This window comes from Flavobacterium sp. MDT1-60 (genome assembly GCF_014844035.1).
Lineage (GTDB): Bacteria > Bacteroidota > Bacteroidia > Flavobacteriales > Flavobacteriaceae > Flavobacterium.
The window spans coordinates 3,992,565-4,010,187 of record NZ_CP062159.1 but is presented as its reverse complement, the minus strand read 5'-3'; the positions used below and the strand labels follow the sequence as shown (position 1 = coordinate 4,010,187).

General features: G+C 32.8%; 16 protein-coding genes. 12 read left to right on the top strand and 4 right to left on the bottom strand.

From position 1 onward, the window contains the following. Window positions 1-266 precede the first annotated feature (266 nt). On the top strand, window positions 267-677 hold the full coding sequence (locus IHE43_RS16755) for a hypothetical protein (RefSeq protein WP_192184965.1): 411 nt from the start codon (window positions 267-269) through the stop codon (window positions 675-677). A 272-nt stretch (window positions 678-949) separates the two neighbouring features. Then, a complete protein-coding gene (locus tag IHE43_RS16750; protein WP_192184964.1) occupies window positions 950-1,837 on the top strand; it encodes a carbon-nitrogen hydrolase in 888 nt (295 codons plus the stop codon). A 117-nt stretch (window positions 1,838-1,954) separates the two neighbouring features. Here IHE43_RS16750 and IHE43_RS16745 read toward each other — a convergent pair whose 3' ends face one another. Continuing rightward, the gene (locus IHE43_RS16745; RefSeq protein WP_192184963.1) at window positions 1,955-3,220 is read right to left on the bottom strand and encodes an OmpA family protein; all 1,266 of its coding nucleotides are present in this window, start codon (window positions 3,218-3,220) and stop codon (window positions 1,955-1,957) included. Window positions 3,221-3,429: 209 nt separating this feature from the next. Then, window positions 3,430-4,947, bottom strand: a complete 1,518-nt coding sequence (locus tag IHE43_RS16740) for a choice-of-anchor I family protein (RefSeq protein WP_192184962.1) — start codon at window positions 4,945-4,947, stop codon at window positions 3,430-3,432. 186 nt (window positions 4,948-5,133) lie between these two features. On the opposite strand from IHE43_RS16740, the gene IHE43_RS16735 reads away from it, so the two are divergent. Next, a complete protein-coding gene (locus IHE43_RS16735) occupies window positions 5,134-6,174 on the top strand; it encodes an agmatine/peptidylarginine deiminase (protein WP_192184961.1) in 1,041 nt (346 codons plus the stop codon). A gap of 137 nt (window positions 6,175-6,311) precedes the next feature. Here IHE43_RS16735 and fahA read toward each other — a convergent pair whose 3' ends face one another. After that, window positions 6,312-7,595 (bottom strand): fumarylacetoacetase, encoded by a 1,284-nt coding sequence (gene fahA / locus IHE43_RS16730; RefSeq protein ID WP_192184960.1) that lies wholly within the window; start codon window positions 7,593-7,595, stop codon window positions 6,312-6,314. A 108-nt stretch (window positions 7,596-7,703) separates the two neighbouring features. On the opposite strand from fahA, the gene glyA reads away from it, so the two are divergent. The 5 genes from glyA to IHE43_RS16705 all read left to right on the top strand — a co-directional run bounded on the left by glyA (window position 7,704) and on the right by IHE43_RS16705 (window position 12,493). Continuing rightward, the gene (gene glyA, locus IHE43_RS16725) at window positions 7,704-8,978 is read left to right on the top strand and encodes a serine hydroxymethyltransferase (RefSeq protein ID WP_192184959.1); all 1,275 of its coding nucleotides are present in this window, start codon (window positions 7,704-7,706) and stop codon (window positions 8,976-8,978) included. Window positions 8,979-9,106: 128 nt separating this feature from the next. After that, window positions 9,107-9,700 (top strand): tRNA-(ms[2]io[6]A)-hydroxylase, encoded by a 594-nt coding sequence (locus tag IHE43_RS16720; RefSeq protein WP_007810758.1) that lies wholly within the window; start codon window positions 9,107-9,109, stop codon window positions 9,698-9,700. Window positions 9,701-9,930: 230 nt separating this feature from the next. Further along, window positions 9,931-10,971 (top strand): GMP reductase, encoded by a 1,041-nt coding sequence (locus tag IHE43_RS16715; RefSeq protein WP_192184958.1) that lies wholly within the window; start codon window positions 9,931-9,933, stop codon window positions 10,969-10,971. 17 nt (window positions 10,972-10,988) lie between these two features. Then, on the top strand, window positions 10,989-11,486 hold the full coding sequence (locus tag IHE43_RS16710) for a GNAT family N-acetyltransferase (RefSeq protein ID WP_192184957.1): 498 nt from the start codon (window positions 10,989-10,991) through the stop codon (window positions 11,484-11,486). 32 nt (window positions 11,487-11,518) lie between these two features. After that, entirely contained in the window at window positions 11,519-12,493 is a 975-nt protein-coding gene (locus IHE43_RS16705) for a hypothetical protein (protein WP_192184956.1), read from the top strand. Window positions 12,494-12,506: 13 nt separating this feature from the next. Here the strand turns inward: IHE43_RS16705 and IHE43_RS16700 are convergent, their stop codons facing one another. Further along, window positions 12,507-13,085, bottom strand: a complete 579-nt coding sequence (locus IHE43_RS16700) for a pentapeptide repeat-containing protein (RefSeq protein WP_192184955.1) — start codon at window positions 13,083-13,085, stop codon at window positions 12,507-12,509. A gap of 248 nt (window positions 13,086-13,333) precedes the next feature. On the opposite strand from IHE43_RS16700, the gene IHE43_RS16695 reads away from it, so the two are divergent. The 4 genes from IHE43_RS16695 (at window position 13,334) to IHE43_RS16680 (ending at window position 17,601) form a co-directional block, all read left to right on the top strand. Then, window positions 13,334-14,554 (top strand): BamA/TamA family outer membrane protein, encoded by a 1,221-nt coding sequence (locus tag IHE43_RS16695; protein ID WP_225585503.1) that lies wholly within the window; start codon window positions 13,334-13,336, stop codon window positions 14,552-14,554. Window positions 14,555-14,721: 167 nt separating this feature from the next. Then, window positions 14,722-15,396, top strand: a complete 675-nt coding sequence (locus tag IHE43_RS16690; RefSeq protein WP_192184953.1) for a response regulator transcription factor — start codon at window positions 14,722-14,724, stop codon at window positions 15,394-15,396. 1 nt (window position 15,397) lies between these two features. After that, window positions 15,398-16,801: a HAMP domain-containing sensor histidine kinase gene (locus IHE43_RS16685; protein ID WP_192184952.1), complete on the top strand. Its 1,404-nt coding sequence runs from the start codon at window positions 15,398-15,400 to the stop codon at window positions 16,799-16,801. Window positions 16,802-16,878: 77 nt separating this feature from the next. Continuing rightward, window positions 16,879-17,601 (top strand): hypothetical protein, encoded by a 723-nt coding sequence (locus tag IHE43_RS16680; protein ID WP_192184951.1) that lies wholly within the window; start codon window positions 16,879-16,881, stop codon window positions 17,599-17,601. Window positions 17,602-17,623: the final 22 nt, after the last annotated feature.

Genomic DNA, 17,623 nt, shown 5'->3' with positions numbered 1-17,623 from the left:
GCAGAAAAAGCGGCTAAAAAGTATACTACTTCAAATGAAATTCACTGAACTCCTATGAAAATAAATATTATGTGAAGTAATCGGGGCTAGGCTATAAATTTTAGTTTTCGTAAGAAATAACGATAGTTGCGCAAAGTTTTTTCAAGAAGCAATATCTTGAAATACAATTGTTTAATGTATTTGAAAAAATATTTAACATTTTGCCAAAGCAACCAATGCAACGCATTCACATCTTCATAGTAATTAACAATTAATTATTATTTTATATGAAAAGTTTTAAAATTAAATCAACTTTAGTAGTATTATTTTTATCAACTGTATTGTTTTCATGCAGCAATGATGATGACAAAGTTGTAGACAATGGAACGGCAAAAAATGCGTTGGCAACAGAAGTTAAAGGTCCGGCAACGGGAAAAGTAAACGAAGAATTGAGCTACGATGTGACTTTTACAGCAGATAATGCTTGCGGAGTATTCAATAAATTTACAGAAGTGACAATTGGTACAGAAAAAGGATTGCAAGTAGAAGTGAAATACCCATCTGAAGTTTGTACAATGCAAGTTCCAACACCTCAAAAAGCAGTTTACAAATTCAAATCAACAGTAAAAGGAACTTTTGATATTAAATTCAAAAAATCAGAAACTGAATTTATTACAACAAAAGTTGTTATTGACTAATACATTTTTAGGGAATAAAATTTAGGTTGGAAGCCATTTTACAAATGTTTAATTCATTGAGAATAGAATTTAATATTTGTAGAATGGTTTTCTTTTTTTGAAATAATTAATTTCCGTAAAGTATAAATACGCTTTGTGTTCTTAAACTCAACATGCAAAGTGAAGAAAACATAATCTTCGTGAAGTTTGCGTAATTCTTTGCTTTCTTTACGGTTAAATCGACTTTGTCATTCCTCTAAAAATTACTATTTTTGCACTCTAAATTTTATGTCATGCCGAAAAGAAAATATAAAATAGCCGTTGTTCAGTTGAACCTTAACGACGTTGCCGAAAATAATCTTAAAAAATGTATTAGTTGGGTAAAAGATGCTGCCAATAAAGGTGCAGAAGTAATCTTGTTGCCAGAATTATATAGCAGTCATTATTTTTGCCAAAGCGAAGATGTAGATAATTTTGCTTTAGCAGAACCGCTTTACAGTACTTCATTTATTGCTTTTAGTGCCCTGGCAAAAGAATTGGGAGTGGTTATTATTGTTCCTTTCTTCGAGAAAAGAATGGCTGGAATTTACCACAACAGCGCTTATATTATAGATACAGATGGAACTGAAGCTGGATTATACCGTAAAATGCACATTCCGGACGATCCTCATTTCTACGAAAAATTCTATTTCACTCCGGGTGATTTAGGTTTTCAGGCAATTGAAACTAAAAAAGGTAAGATAGGTACACTTATTTGCTGGGATCAATGGTATCCGGAAGCAGCACGTATTACCGCTTTAAAAGGTGCTGAAGTATTGTTTTATCCAACAGCAATTGGATGGCATCCAAAAGAAAAAGAACAATATGGAGAAAATCAATATGGTGCGTGGATGAATGTAATGAAAGGCCATGCGGTTGCAAATGGAGTTTTCGTTGCAGCGGCCAACCGAATTGGTTTAGAACAATACATAGACGGAACTGACGGAATCCAATTTTGGGGTGCATCATTTATCGCAGGACCACAAGGTGAAATTTTAGCTCAGGCTTCTCACGATCAGGAAGAAATCTTAATTGCCGAAGTTGATTTGGATTTACAGGAAAATGTACGTCAAAACTGGCCATTCTTCAGAGACAGAAGAATTGATGCTTTTGGTGATATTACAAAAAGAGCAATTGACTAATTAAGCTTTAAACATAAAAAGCAAAAAGGACAAATATAATTTGTCCTTTTTTTATGGGAAATAAAAAAGGCTGTTTCAAATATTTGAAACAGCCTTTTTGCAAATTATATATAGAAATTATTTCACTTTGAAAGTAACTCTTCTTACGATTTGACGAGCTTCTTTTGAGTTTTTGTTTACAGAAGTATCTTCTCCGTTAGCAATTACATTTAATCTTGAAGCATCAATTCCAGCATTTATAGCTACATTTTTAACAGCTTCAGCTCTTTTTCTTGATAATTCAGTGTTGTAGCTTGAATTTCCAATTTCATCAGCATATCCAATGATATCAGCAGATTTACCTGGATTGTTTTTCAAGTATTTTACTAAGAAATCAACACCTGATAAAGAAGCATTTGTTGGTTTAGAAGAGTTAAAATCGAAGTATACATTTACATATCCACCGTTAATTAATTCTTCTACAGTATTATTTGTAGCACCTTCTTTACCATTTTGTCCGTAAGTTTTTTCTAAATAACTTTCTAATTCATCCGGAACACCATTTTGGTTCGTATCTATAGATTGTCCTTTTGTGTTTACGGCAACACCAGTAATTGAATTAGGTTCTAAATCATATAAATCAGCTACACCATCTTTGTCTGTATCTAAAAGACCAGTTTCAATTAAATCAACTCTGCCTTCTAATTTATCTAATCTGTCATTTTCTTCAGCATACCAGTCAGCATGTTTTTCATTTTTACCTAAGTAAAAAGTAAGACCTAAAGAAGCATTTAATAAAACACCATCAAATGCGCCAGTTTTGGTTTGTCCCATTCCATCAAAGTTCCAATTTTGTTTTCCATTCACAATTCCTGTAAGATCTCCCGTAAGAGCAACGCTGTTACTTAATCTAAGCTGTCCTGTTAAACCAAGGATTCCATGTCCTATATAATCCTCTCCGTCAAAGCCACTATCAGAAGTTAGTTGAGAAACTCCAACACCCCCATGTACTAAAACACCAATGGTTTTTGTCCAGGTTTCAAAGTTTAAAGCTCTACCAACATTAATAACCCCTTGTAAACTTGTTCTGATAATTTGGCTCTCGAATGGAGCAGTGTCATCGCGCTCTTGGAATTTATCATATCCAAAATCTAATTTTGCACCAAATGTTGGGCTAAACATATATCTTACTCCTAAATCTGCGTGAAACGGATTTAGTGTTGCAGTTTGGTAACCCGGCGTCATTGTTCTGGTTGGCTTATTGACACCACCATTCAATTCTATAGACCATTTATCATAAGCAGGTTTATCAACTGAAGTCACTTTTGATGTTGTCGTCATATCTTGTGCACTTGCGGCGAATGATAGTATTAAAAACGATAATGAAGCTAATTTTTTTTTCATGATATTTAAATTTAGTTGGTATTTTACTTTGTTTTATTTTAACTCATGACAAAATTATACTTAGAGTCTTAGATTGTGTTGTATATGCTGTTACATAATTCCCACGTTTTGGCTTTTATTTGTGTGTAATTGTTAATGAAAGCTAAATTTTAAGCATAAAAAAGGGCAAAATATTTTATTTTGCCCTTTTCTCAAATTGATGATTGAAACTATTTTAAATCTGGCTGATAGATCTTTACAGTTCCGTCACCTTCGCTACTCACCACTAAAAGACTTCTTTTAGTTGGACTTTTAGAGGCCGGAATGAATAAAACACCTTCTGGTGCATCTCCTGTTTTTACAGTCTGTAAATATTGTGGCGATGTAGGATTTGTCACATCATAAGTCATGAAAGCATCAGATCTTTCTATACCTACAAACAAAATATTCTGATTTCCCATTTTAACTACTTTTACTGCTTCCGGCTCAGAACCTTTGTCATCACTACGTTTATCATCATAAGTTCCTAGTTCTTGTGTTTTTTTGTCTACATCATTTTTGCTGTCATAAACGATCTTTCCAGTGTTTCCATTCCAAATAGAGAATGAGCGTGCTCCAAAACTAACCATTTCGTCCAAATCACCATCACCGTCAGTATCCCCCATGTCAGCGATAAGGTTTAATCTTCCTAAATTCGGTTCTAATTTTAAAGTTGCGGCATCAGGAAAAACAGTTGCGTCTAATTTCATGTCTTTCATTCTTTTGATATCAGTATTAGCAGTATATTCTCTTGCATCACCTTCATTAGCCGTAACAAAATACGGAACATTATTTGAAGAGAAATGACTGATAGCATCCGGCATAAACATTCCTTTTACCTTCCATGGATTAAAAGCTACTTTATCATCTTTATCGCTTACATCAATAGCGTTTTCAGCTGTATTGAAATCTTTAAATCCTAATGGATAAATAGCAGTAATCGTTTTAGAAGCCAAATCTACTTTTGCTACACCATTATTCTCCTGCAAAGTTACCCAAGCTGTTTTAGAATCATCAGAAATCGTTACGTATTCCGGTTCAATATCCTGAGCAAAACTTTTTGCAAAAGATGAAACTCTGAATCCGTCTTTTTTCAAAGTCGCTGCCTGAGAGCTGAAAGATGCAAAATCCAGTGTTGTAACAGTATAAGTGCTTGTTTCAATAATAGAAATTGTTCCGTTTGGATCTTGAGAATAATCAGTATTTGGTTCACCTTCATTAGCAGTCATAATAAATTTTCCGTCAGGCGAAAAAGTGATCATATCCGGCAATGCGCCTACAGTTACTTGTTTAATTAAACTATAATCTGTCGTATTGAAAATTACTACTTTTCCGCTTCCTTGTCTGTTTACAGTTGATTCTAATGCAACGGCTAGTTTTCCGTCATAAACATCAACACTATTTGAAGCTCCTTCATATGGAGTCAAATCAATTTTACCTATTTTGGTTGGTTTTGTTGGATCTGAGATATCAATTACGTCAATTTGATTCGTTCCGCTATTGTTTACTGTAAAAAGTCTTTTTGTTTTTTCATCATAAGTAGAAATTTCAGCTGCTGCCTCACCACCAATAGTGATAGAGCCAATTTCTTTAAATGTAGCAGGATTTTCGTTTACGACAACTTCTGGTTCGTTGTTTGAATTTTCATCATTATTACAACTCGTCATAATTAAAAGAGCAGTTAATAATGAGATAGTTACTTTTTTCATTTTATTAGTTTTTAGTTTGACCAAAAGTAAGTAGCAGATCTTGGTCGCATATTAAGCCTTTATTATTTAATCTTTAACTTAATTTTTATCAGATATTTTGGCTTAATTGTGGTGGATTTCAAATAGACTGTTTTATAATCCTTATGAATGATTATCTTTGTACCCTTTCAAATTTAGAACCTCTTTATGTCAACAAATAATAGAAGATTTCCAGCAGAATGGGAAAAACAACAAGGAATTGTATTATGTTTTCCACATAACGGTAATGACTGGCCAGGAAAATACGAAGCTGTTCAATGGGCTTTTGTAGAATTTATTAAAAAAGTAGCCACTTTTGAAACTGTTTTTTTGGTCGTAGCCGATGAAAAACTGAAAGAAAAAGTAAATGAAATGTTAGAAAGAGCATGTGTAAATCTTGCGAATATTTCTTTTATAATTCATAAGACAAACAGAAGCTGGATGCGTGATTCTGGGCCAATTATTGTAAAAAATGGTTCAAAAAGAGAAGCCTTGAATTTCAATTTTAATGGTTGGGCAAAATATAAAAATTACCAGTTAGATAAATTCGTTCCAGGTAAAATTGCCGATTTTATTGATGTTCCCTTAACACAGGTTATTTATAAAGGAAAACCAGTAATTGTTGAAGGTGGGGCGATTGATGTAAACGGAAAAGGAACTTTATTAACTTCTGAAGAATGTCTGATGCATCCAACGATTCAGGTTCGAAATGCAGGTTTTACAAAAGAAGATTACGAAGCTGTTTTTAAAGAATATCTTGGTGTTACTAATGTCATTTGGCTTGGAGATGGAATAGAAGGAGATGATACACACGGACATATCGACGATTTATGCCGATTTATAAATGAAGATACAATTGTAACCATTGTTGAAACAGATAAAAACGATTCCAATTATAAACCATTACAAGATAATTTGAAACGTCTTCAAAATGCAAAATTAGAAGATGGAAAATCGCCAACAATTGTGGCTTTGCCAATGCCAAAGCGTGTTGATTTTGAAGATTTAAGATTACCGGCAAGTTATGCTAACTTCTTAATTTTGAATAAATGTGTTTTAGTGCCAACATTTAATGACAGCAACGATCGTGTGGCGTTAAATATACTTTCAGAATGTTTTCCGGACAGAGAAGTTATCGGAATAAGCTGTATTGACTTTATCTGGGGATTTGGAACATTGCATTGTTTGAGTCAGCAGATTCCGGCTTAGTTGAAATGAAATAAAATCAGAAAAAATCATTCTGATCCTTTAATCTGTGGCAAAATAATAAACATAAAAAAAAGCTTGTTAGTACGAAACTAACAAGCTTTTTTATTTGTATAAAATTAATATATTTTATCTTCTCTTCATGGTCTAATAAAAGGAGGTAATAATTGACTACAAACCTCTCCAAAACCAAGTCTTACTTCAGCATTTTCGCAGAATCCCCTGATTATTACAGTATCGTTATCTTCGATAAATTTGCGTTCACTACCATCTTTTAACTTTATTGGATTTTTTCCTCCCCAGGTTAATTCTAACATAGAACCGAAACTATCAGGAGTTGGACCAGAAATAGTTCCTGAACCCATCATGTCACCGGAATTTACACGACATCCGTTTGAGGTATGATGTGCTAATTGCTGTGCCATAGACCAATATAAATACTTGAAGTTTGATTTAGAAACTACAGTTTCTTCCTGATCTTCTGGTTGTATTGAAACTTCTAAATGAATGTCAAAAGCTTTTTTTCCTTTGGTTTGTAAATAAGGAAGTGGAGACGGATCTTGTTTTGGTCCTTTAGTTCTAAAAGGTTCCAATGCATCCATAGTCACAATCCATGGAGAAATTGACGTTGCAAAGTTTTTGGCTAAGAATGGTCCAAGAGGCACATATTCCCATTTCTGCATATCACGTGCGCTCCAGTCATTCAATAAAACCATTCCGAAAATATAATCTTCAGCTTCATATGTTGGGATGTTTTCTCCCATTATATTAACATCAGTTGTAATAAAAGCAGTTTCTAATTCAAAATCAACTAAACGGGACGGCCCAAAAACAGGATATTTTTCTCCAGCCGGTAAAGTTTGTCCCATAGGTCTGTGAACAGGAATTCCTGAAGGAACAATGGTAGAGCTTCTTCCGTGGTAACCTACAGGTATGTGAAGCCAGTTTGGTAATAAAGCATTTTCCGGATCGCGGAACATTTTTCCAACATTGGTAGCATGCTCTCTACTGGAGTAAAAATCAGTATAATCACCAATTAATACAGGTAATTGCATTTCTACATCGTCTATTTTAAAAATAACAATATCGCGGTCTTTTGTGGAATCTCTAAGTTGTGGGGTATTTTCGTCGAAAATATCAGCGATACGATTTCGAACCAGGCGCCATGTTTTTTTTCCGTCAGAAATAAAATCATTAAGCGTATCCTGCATAAACATATCATCGGTTAAATCTATTCCTTCAAAATAGTTTAATTGTTGTAAAGCCCCTAAATCTATAGCGTAATCACCAATTCTTGTTCCTACAGTAACGATATTTTCTTTAGTAAGAAATACACCGAAAGGAATGTTTTGAATAGGGAAGTCGCTATTTTCTGGTACTTCCAACCATGATTTTCTTTTGGTATCGTTGGCGGTTATTGGCATGTGTATGTTAATTATTTGTTGAAAAATTCTATGTCAAATATATCATAATCTAACAGTTTGACAAACGTTTTTTTGTATTTTTGCATCAAATTAACGAAAAACGAAAAAATGCAACGCGACGAACAAATTTTTGACCTTATACTAGAGGAACAAGACAGACAAATTCACGGATTGGAGCTTATTGCTTCAGAGAATTTTGTAAGTGACGAAGTAATGGAAGCAGCTGGTTCTGTTTTAACTAACAAATACGCTGAGGGATATCCTGGCAAAAGATACTACGGCGGTTGCGAAGTAGTTGACGTTATTGAGCAAATTGCAATCGACAGAGCTAAAGAATTATTTGGAGCTGTGTATGCAAACGTACAACCTCACTCAGGTTCTCAGGCAAATACGGCAGTTTATCACGCATGCTTAAATCCTGGTGATACTATTTTAGGTTTCGATTTATCTCACGGTGGTCACCTGACTCACGGTTCTCCGGTAAACTTTTCAGGTCGTTTATACCGTCCTGTTTTTTATGGTGTAGATGCTGAAACTGGTCGTTTAGATTATGATAAAATACAGGAAATTGCCACTAAAGAACAGCCAAAATTAATTATCGCTGGAGCTTCGGCTTATTCTCGTGATATGGATTTTGAGCGTTTCAGACAAATAGCTGATAGTGTAGGTGCAATCTTATTTGCTGATATTTCTCACCCTGCAGGTTTAATTGCTAAAGGATTGATGAATGACCCAATTCCACATTGTCATATTGTTTCTACAACAACGCACAAAACTTTACGTGGACCACGTGGAGGTTTGATTTTGATGGGGAAAGATTTTGAAAACCCGCAAGGTTTGAAAACTCCAAAAGGAGAAATCAGAATGATGTCATCTTTATTAGATCTTGCTGTTTTCCCAGGAAATCAAGGTGGACCTTTAATGCACATCATCGCTGCTAAAGCAGTTGCTTTTGGTGAAGCACTTAAAGATGAATTCTTTACTTACGCTATGCAATTGCAAAAAAATGCAAACGCTATGGCAGATGCTTTTGTAAAAAGAGGATACAAAATTATTTCCGGCGGAACTGATAACCACATGATGCTTATTGACTTAAGAAATAAAAATATTTCGGGTAAAGAAGCGGAGAATGCATTAGTAAAAGCAGAAATTACAGTAAATAAAAATATGGTTCCTTTTGATGATAAATCACCATTTATCACGTCTGGAATTCGTGTTGGAACAGCTGCAATCACTACTCGTGGTTTAGTTGAAGAAGATATGGAAACAATCGTCGCTTTAATCGATAAAGTATTGGCTGATCATACAAATGAAGCAGTTATCGAAGAAGTAGCTAACGAAGTAAACGAAATGATGAGCGAAAGACCGATTTTCGTATACTAAAATCAGTCATAAAGTCTTAAAGTCGAAGGTCGAAAGTCTTGAAATGGAATGTAATTCTATTTTAGTTTTGATCTTCGACTTTTTTTGACTTTACAACTTTATGACCTTCTAACTTTAAGACTTAAAAAATGGGCGTACTAAGATTACAATTGCCAACAGATCCAAGATGGGTTAATATTGTAGAGAAAAATATAGAAGAAATCCTGACAGATCACGCTTGGTGCGAGCAAAAAGCAGCAACAAACGCAATAACCATTATCACTAATAATTCTGAACATCAGGATTTAGTTAAAGATTTATTGGCTTTAGCCAAAGAAGAAATCGATCACTTTGAACAGGTTCATAATATAATCATCAAAAGAGGATTAAAACTAGGACGTGAACGCAAAGACGATTATGTAAATGAATTGTATTTGTATATGAAGAAAAGCGGTGATGGAAGCCGTGTTTCAGGTTTAGTTGAAAGACTGCTTTTCTCAGCCATGATTGAAGCAAGAAGCTGTGAGCGTTTTAAAGTTTTATCTGAAAATATTCAGGACGAAGAATTAGCTGTATTTTACAGAGAATTAATGGAAAGCGAAGCCGGACATTATACTACTTTTATTACTTACGCAAGAAAATACGGAGTCGGAATTGACGTTGAAAAACGTTGGAGAGAATGGCTTGCCTACGAAGAATCGATTATTTCTAATTACGGAAAAGGAGAAACAATTCATGGGTAATATTAGTTTTCAGTCGCAGTCTCAGTTTTCAGTTTTATTGAAATCGAAAGACTTCACAATAAAATGCTTTGTGAATCTCCGTGAAATCTTTGTGTGTCTCTGTGGAATTTCTAAATAATCTGCAATCTAAAATCTACAATTGTTAATAACTGAATAATTAGTTTTCTATTGATTTTAAAGTCGTCATTTTCAAAATTAATATCTTTGAGAGTAAAAGAAAATTTAAAGCCATGAGAATAGAAACTGATTTGAAATTAGGATTTAAAGATGTAATGATTCGTCCAAAAAGATCAACGCTTAAAAGCCGATCTGAAGTCTCTTTGGAACGAAATTTTAAATTTTTGCACAGCACCACAATCTGGACAGGAATTCCGATTATGGCTGCGAATATGGATACAGTTGGCACTTTTGAAATAGCAAAGGTTTTGGCTAGTGAAAAACTTTTTACAGCGATTCACAAACATTATTCTCCTGAAGAATGGAATGCCTTTCTAAAAAATGTACCAGAAGATTTCTACAATTATATCGCAATAAGCACAGGAACAGGAAAAGAAGATTTTGCTAAAATTGGTCAAATTATAACAGCGAATCCGCTTTTGAAATTTATCTGTATTGATGTTGCGAATGGCTATTCAGAACACTTTGTTCAGTTTTTAAAACAAACCCGAAAACAGTATCCTGATAAAGTAATTATCGCCGGAAACGTTGTAACTGGCGAAATGGTCGAAGAATTGCTTTTGGCTGGAGCCGATATTGTAAAAGTAGGCATTGGACCTGGTTCTGTTTGTACAACCCGAGTAAAAACGGGAGTTGGCTATCCACAGCTTTCTGCGATTATTGAATGTGCCGATGCTGCTCACGGTTTAGGCGGACATATTATTAGCGACGGTGGATGCAGTACTCCGGGCGATGTTGCCAAAGCATTTGGGGCGGGCTCTGATTTTGTTATGCTTGGCGGAATGTTAGCCGGACATACGGAAAGTGGAGGAGAACTAATCGAAATTAACGGTGAAAAATTCAAACAATTTTACGGAATGAGTTCAACAACTGCTATGGACAAACATGTTGGTGGCGTTGCTGAATACAGGGCAAGTGAAGGAAAAACAGTTCAGGTTCCTTTTAAAGGAAAAGTTATCAATACCATATTAGATATTTTGGGTGGTTTACGAAGTACATGTACTTATGTTGGTGCGTCAAGATTGAAAGAGCTTACTAAAAGAACAACATTCATTCGCGTAAGCGAACAGGAAAATCAGGTTTTTACAAATTAAATATTTAGGAATAAAAAATGATTACAATTTCAGAAGCAGCTATTAGTGATATTAAACAAATTCAGGATATAGTTCATATAACATGGCCCATTACTTACGGTGAAATTCTATCAAAAGAACAATTGGATTATATGTTAGATCTTTTTTATTCTGATGAGGTGCTGCTTGATCAATACAATAAAAAAGAACAATTATTTTATATGATTTATGAAGATCAAACCAATTTAGGCTTTATCGGAATAGAACATAATTACAATGCGAAAGCTGTAACCAAAATTCACAAAATATACCTTCTGCCAGAAACACAAGGAAAAGGAATTGGTAAAAAGGTTATTGATGAAATTGCAGAATTAGCTTTAGACAACAATTCAACAGCATTAATTTTAAATGTAAACCGTTTTAATTCGGCTTTAGGTTTTTATAAAAAAATAGGTTTTGAAGTTGTTGATGAAGTTAATATAGATATTGGAAAAGGCTATTTAATGGAAGATTATGTGATGGAGAAGAAGTTGTAAAATATTATTTTGAAATATAATAAATAAGAGTAGTGAAACAGACAATTGTATTGTTTTTATTAATGTTTTTAAGTTATAGTTGTGAAACTTCCGGACAGTTAATAAATATTCCCGATCAAATTAAAATTTCTGGCATTGAAAATAAAGTAAATGTGAAAGGGACAAAAATATTAATAAATGAATCTAAAGATTATATATACTATAAAGAGTTAAAAAGATTTCAGAAAGATTCTAAAAATTATTTTCAAGTTATTGAAATTCCAAATCAAGACTACTATAAAGCAATTCCAAATATAATTGCTAAAATAGATGAATTAGAAAAGCAAGGTGGAAGAATAAGAATAAAGAAAGAATTGAAATTAGGGATTTATGATGCTTATTTTGGACTTGCTCCCCAAGGTCAAGATTCTGAACAAATAATTTTTTCATTTGGAGATACTTCCTTTTCGGTTTTAGTTGCTGGAGTTTTTCAAAATGATGAGAAAGAAAGAGAAGAAATTATTGATTTAGTTTTAAGTACATATTATGATAAAGAAATAAAAACAAACATTGATGATAATTTATTTTATGATGTTGATTTAAAAAAGTCAGAATTTAAATTATTGAGTGTTATGAGTAATTTTGGGGTTTATACTATTGATAATGAAAAAATGACAGGAAATGGAGTCTATATGACTAATTTCTTAATTGGATTTTTACCTAATAATCTTCATGGTTTTGATTTAAAAACTTATAGCGATAAATTGATTTATAAGTATGAAAATAATGTTTATAAAGAGAAAAGTATTAAGGTAAAAGTTATTTCTGAAGAAAAATATAAGGAAGGTGAAAACGAAATTATAAAGGTAGAAATGTTTGGAATTTTCGAAGGAAAAGAGATGAAAATTTATCAATATATAAAGCAAACACCGAAAGGTATAATTCAGTTTTTAGGAACAGATATATCTAAAAAATATATTCATTTTGCTGAGTACAAAAAAATAGCTGAAAGTATAAAAATAAAATAATAGAATATTTTTATTAACTCACAATCACATCATGCTTAAACAACAATCCTTTCACCTCTTTCAAAGCAAAAACGGCTTTCTTTAATTTCGTTTTTGATGGGTCAATAGTGTAATTGTAACTTGTTTTAAAATCGGCTTTGTTGGCGATGGCTTTGTCAAACTCAGACCGGTATAAATCGCAATTGTCAAAAAGAACACTTGTAAGGTCTGTTGCCATAAAATCTACTGCAATCAAACTACAATTGGTAAACGTTGTTCCTTTTATTTTTAAAGTATAAAACTTCGAAAAATCAAGAATACAATCATAAAAATGAACCTCGAAAATCAATTTATCGCACATTGCAAAATTTACTTCTTTGATTTCGCAACGATTAAAAGTGGCGGTTCTAAAAGCTACATAATTGATTTTGGCTTCGCTAAAAATGCAATCATTAAAAGTACAATCAATAAAGGTAACGGCTAAAAATATGCAGGCAGAAAAATTACAGTTATTAAAAACACAACATTCAAAATCTTTGAAATTAAGCTCGTCTCTGCCATAGACAATACTATCATATTCTTTATCAAGAAAGTATTCAGACTCTTTTTTCAATGTTGTTTTTTGATGATTATTTGAGAGTGAAAAGATAATGATTACACTAATAATTTGGTGCGTTTTGAATCCTAAATTTTTAAAAGGTTATGAGGTTTTTCATTTTAATTTAAAAGAATATTCGTGTAAAATGTTGAAAATAAGGCTTATATTTACAGTAAGATTGAATTATTATTTCCAAAAAATAACATTCTCAGATGGTAAAATTTTTAAAAAATAATTGCTTTCAGAAGAAATATAAAATCTTAGTGTCATTGTTTTTTATACATTTTGCTTCAATCGCCCAAAACGATTCCATTAGTCCTGAACTTTGTCCTCCCAAAACAATATTAGAAATCTTTAAAAAGAAAGATTCTGTTTATATGGTTAAGCCTATAAAAAATAGCTTCTTTTTAGTCATTCCCGCCATTGGTTCCCAGCCTGCAACCGGATTCTTTTTTGGAGCAGTTGCCCAATATACCTTCAAAGGAAAAGAAAAAGCAGACAAATATTCAATTGCTAATCTAGGGATAACGTACACCACAAAAAAGCAATGGCTGGTAAATGTCAAAAACAATATTTTATTAAAAAACAATAAGATATTTTTAAGTGGTGATTATCGTTTATATATATTTTCACAACCCAATTATGGTTTAGGAACTAATATTATTCCGCCCGCCCGGGATAAAGAGCCAGGCTTTAGTATTGATTCAATTGCTCAAGCCATGGATTATAATTATTTTAAATTTCATCAGGCAGCTTCATTTGAAGTAAGGAAGAATTTTTATGTTGGCGGAGGAATCAATATCGACTGGTATTCAAGTATAGTAGATAAAGAACTGGATTTAGCAAACGGAAAAACTACTTATCATTATGAATACAGTCAAAAATATGGATTTAATAATCTGGAGTATTTTTTAACCGGTGTGAGTCTTAATTTAGTTTATGATTCCAGAGATAATCAGGTTAATGCAAGTCGGGGATGGTTTGCGAATTTAAATTATCGTATTAATCCAGTATTGTTTAAAAATCAGGAAAATAGTAATGTTCTTTATGCTGAGTATCGAAATTTTATTCCGCTTTCTCAAAAAAATGAACGTTATATTTTGGCTCTTTGGACCTATGGACAATTTGTGACGAGCGGAAAAGTTCCTTATTTAAATTTACCTGCCATTGGCTGGGATCAGCGCAGTCGAAGTGGAGAAGGGTATACACAAGGATTATTCAGAGGAACAAATTTAGTGTATCTGGCTAGCGAATTTAGGTTTCCAATTACCTGCAATCAAATGTTTAGCGGGGTTGTATTTACGAATTTTGTAACGACAAGCAATCCGGAGACTAATACAAATCTTTTTCATTCCATTCAACCTGCCGCAGGTTTAGGCTTGCGTATTTTAATTGATAAAGCAACCCGCACCAATTTGATTGTTGATCAGGCGTGGGGAAATAGTTCTAAAGGATTTTATCTTAATGCCGGTGAAACCTTTTAATTCAAAACATTTTAAAACATCTTCTAATAGCTCTAAAAGTAACTTGTATAAGTTGCTTTTTTTATGAATACTAAGTTCAACTGTTCATAATTAAATCATAATTTATAACTATTGAGATTTATATTTTTAAAGGCAATCCTTATTTTTGTTATTATAGATTTATTTAGATGAAATTACTTATAGTCGAAGACGAACCAAATTTATTATCCATTTTGCGTAAAGGATTCGCTGAAAATAACAATGATGTCAGCGTTGCTCTTGACGGTAAGACGGCTTTAGAAATGATTCAGAATTATACTTTTGATGTAGTAATTTTAGATGTAATGTTGCCGGATATCAACGGAATCGAAATTTGCAGAAGATTACGAGCAGACAAAAATTTTGTCCCGGTTCTGCTTTTGACGGCTCTTGGAACTTCAGAAAATATTGTTACCGGATTAAATGCCGGCGCAGATGATTATGTGGTAAAACCCTTTAAATTTGGAGAACTTGATGCAAGAGTTAACGCATTGTACCGAAGAGCCAATCAGGAAACTGAAAAAATAGATTCTATAATAATTAGCGACTTAGAAATAAACAGCAAATCTAAAACAGTTAAAAGAAACGGAGAATCAATTGTTTTAACAGCCAAGGAGTTTAAGTTATTATATTATTTAGCTAAAAATACGGGCAGAATTGTTTCCCGAGATCAGATTTTAGACAATGTTTGGGACATTAATTTTGATATGAATACCAATGTCGTTGATGTTTATATCAATTACCTAAGAAAAAAAATAGACAAACCTTACGCAACCAAACTGATTCATACTATGAAAGGTTTAGGTTATGTTATACAGCCATAAAATGGATATAAGAAAAAAAATCACTTTTACTTATGTTGCCCTTTCTACCTTTAGCACATTGTTATTATGTGTTTTAGTTTTTGTGTTATTTCGCGAAAATAATCGATATCATTTTTTAAAACGTCTGGAAGACAGAGCAAAAATCGTGGCTTCAATTCATTTTCAAAATGATCCTGAAAAGAAGAAATACTATAGCAATCTTAAAAAAAATGGACTTGAAGAACTTATTGAAGAAGAAGAATATGTTCTTAAAATAAACAGTGCTAATAGTTTTGATTATAATACCAAACTGAATTTACCTAATACGTTTTACTCCAACATTTTGGAAACCGGAAAAGACTATTTTGAAGTTAATAGTAAATATTACTTAGGTCAGGTTTTTACAGAAAATAATCAAAAATATATTGTAATTGTTGGTGCGCGCGACCGCAGAGGAAAAACAACAACAATATATATTGTCAAAATATTGCTTTTTGGCGGAATTGGATTTGTGATTCTGGCTTTCTTTTTAGGTCGCTTTCTGGCTAAACGTGTTATTAATCCAGTAGCGAGAATTACAAAAGAAGTAAACCGAATCAGTGCTTCTAATCTTCATAACAGATTACCTGACGTTAAGAATTCTGATGAAATTTCAGATCTTACCCATACTTTTAATGATATGCTGGACCGATTAGAAACGTCGTTTGAAATTCAGGCGAATTTTATTAACAATGCTTCGCACGAATTAAAAACGCCCATTACAACGATTATAGCGGAGTCTGAAATTATGCTTTTGAAAGAAAGGGAAGTTTCGGAATATATTCAATCTCTGGAAAATATTTACAGTCAGGCCTCAAGATTAGGAAATCTAACCGAGAGTTTATTAAAATTAACGCAGACTGGTTATGACGGGAAAAAACAAGTTCTCGACATTGCCAGAATTGATGAATTATTAATGGATGTAAAATCGGATTTGGATAAAATTTATCCGGATAACCGTGTTAGCATCAAACTTAATTTTGCTCCAAAAGATTCTAATTTATTTTTAATTCCGTGTAATAAACCGCTTTTAGAATTAGCAATCAATAATATCATTACAAACGGAGTAAAATATTCCGATAATAATGAAGTATTTGTTACGCTATCAGCCAATAAAGACTGGATTAAAATTGCGATTAACGACATCGGAATCGGAATTCCACCAGAAGATATTCCGCATTTATATGAACCTTTCTTCAGAGGAAAAATTGCAGCCAAATATATTGGTTATGGTTTAGGCCTTCCTCTGGCTTCTAAAATTATCCGCATGCACGATGGCGAAATACAAGTGCAATCGGAACAAAACAAAGGAACTATTGTAACGATCATTTTTAAGAAAGAGATCGCTAAAAAAGCCAACATTAGAATTTCTAATGTTGAATCTTAGGAAATTCTAATTTTACTTTAAGATCCATCTAATTTAAGAGGAGTTATTTTGTATGTATAAACTAAACAATTATACATATGAAAAATTTCCTTATACCAACGACTTTAGAAGAAGATACGATCAGCGCTGTAAAATCGGCTATTAATCAGGCAAGAAATACCAATTGCGAGATTATTTTAATGATGGTTTCAGATACTCCTGATACTTTTTCATCTTCACAGTTTTTGCGCGAAATGAGAGTTAGTCTAACGTCAAGTCAGGAAGTAGTTCTTGAAACTTGCAGATATATTATAGAGCATACTCCAAACTGTAAAATTAAAATTCATAATCAATACGGACTTTCGGCTCCTGTTTTTAAAGGAATAATTGAAGCCTTTGATGTGAAATTGATTGTTCTGACGCAATCTTATAAACAAGAAACAAAACGAGTTCATCAATATTTGATGCAATTGGCCGGAAATCAAAAATGCCCGATTTTACATTTAGGGAACGAGCAATTTAAAGAAGATTTTAATAAAGCACTTTATATTGAGAATGCCAGGGGCAATATGCATGTTAAAGATATTCAGCAGTATTTAAGTGCCAATTTTTCTTTTGAAATCGTAAGTCAAACATCCAATTTTGACGATAACTACGAAGCATTTGCTCCTTATTTGTCAGAAGCTATTACAAAATACGACATCGATTTGTTAGTGGAAACACGTAAAAGCGAAAAAATAAAATTCAAAAAAAATAAAATAGAAAATAACAACGATAGATTAGGACTTCCTGTTTTGTCGCTATACGAAGAATTGGCGTAAGCTATATTATTTCAAAATAAAT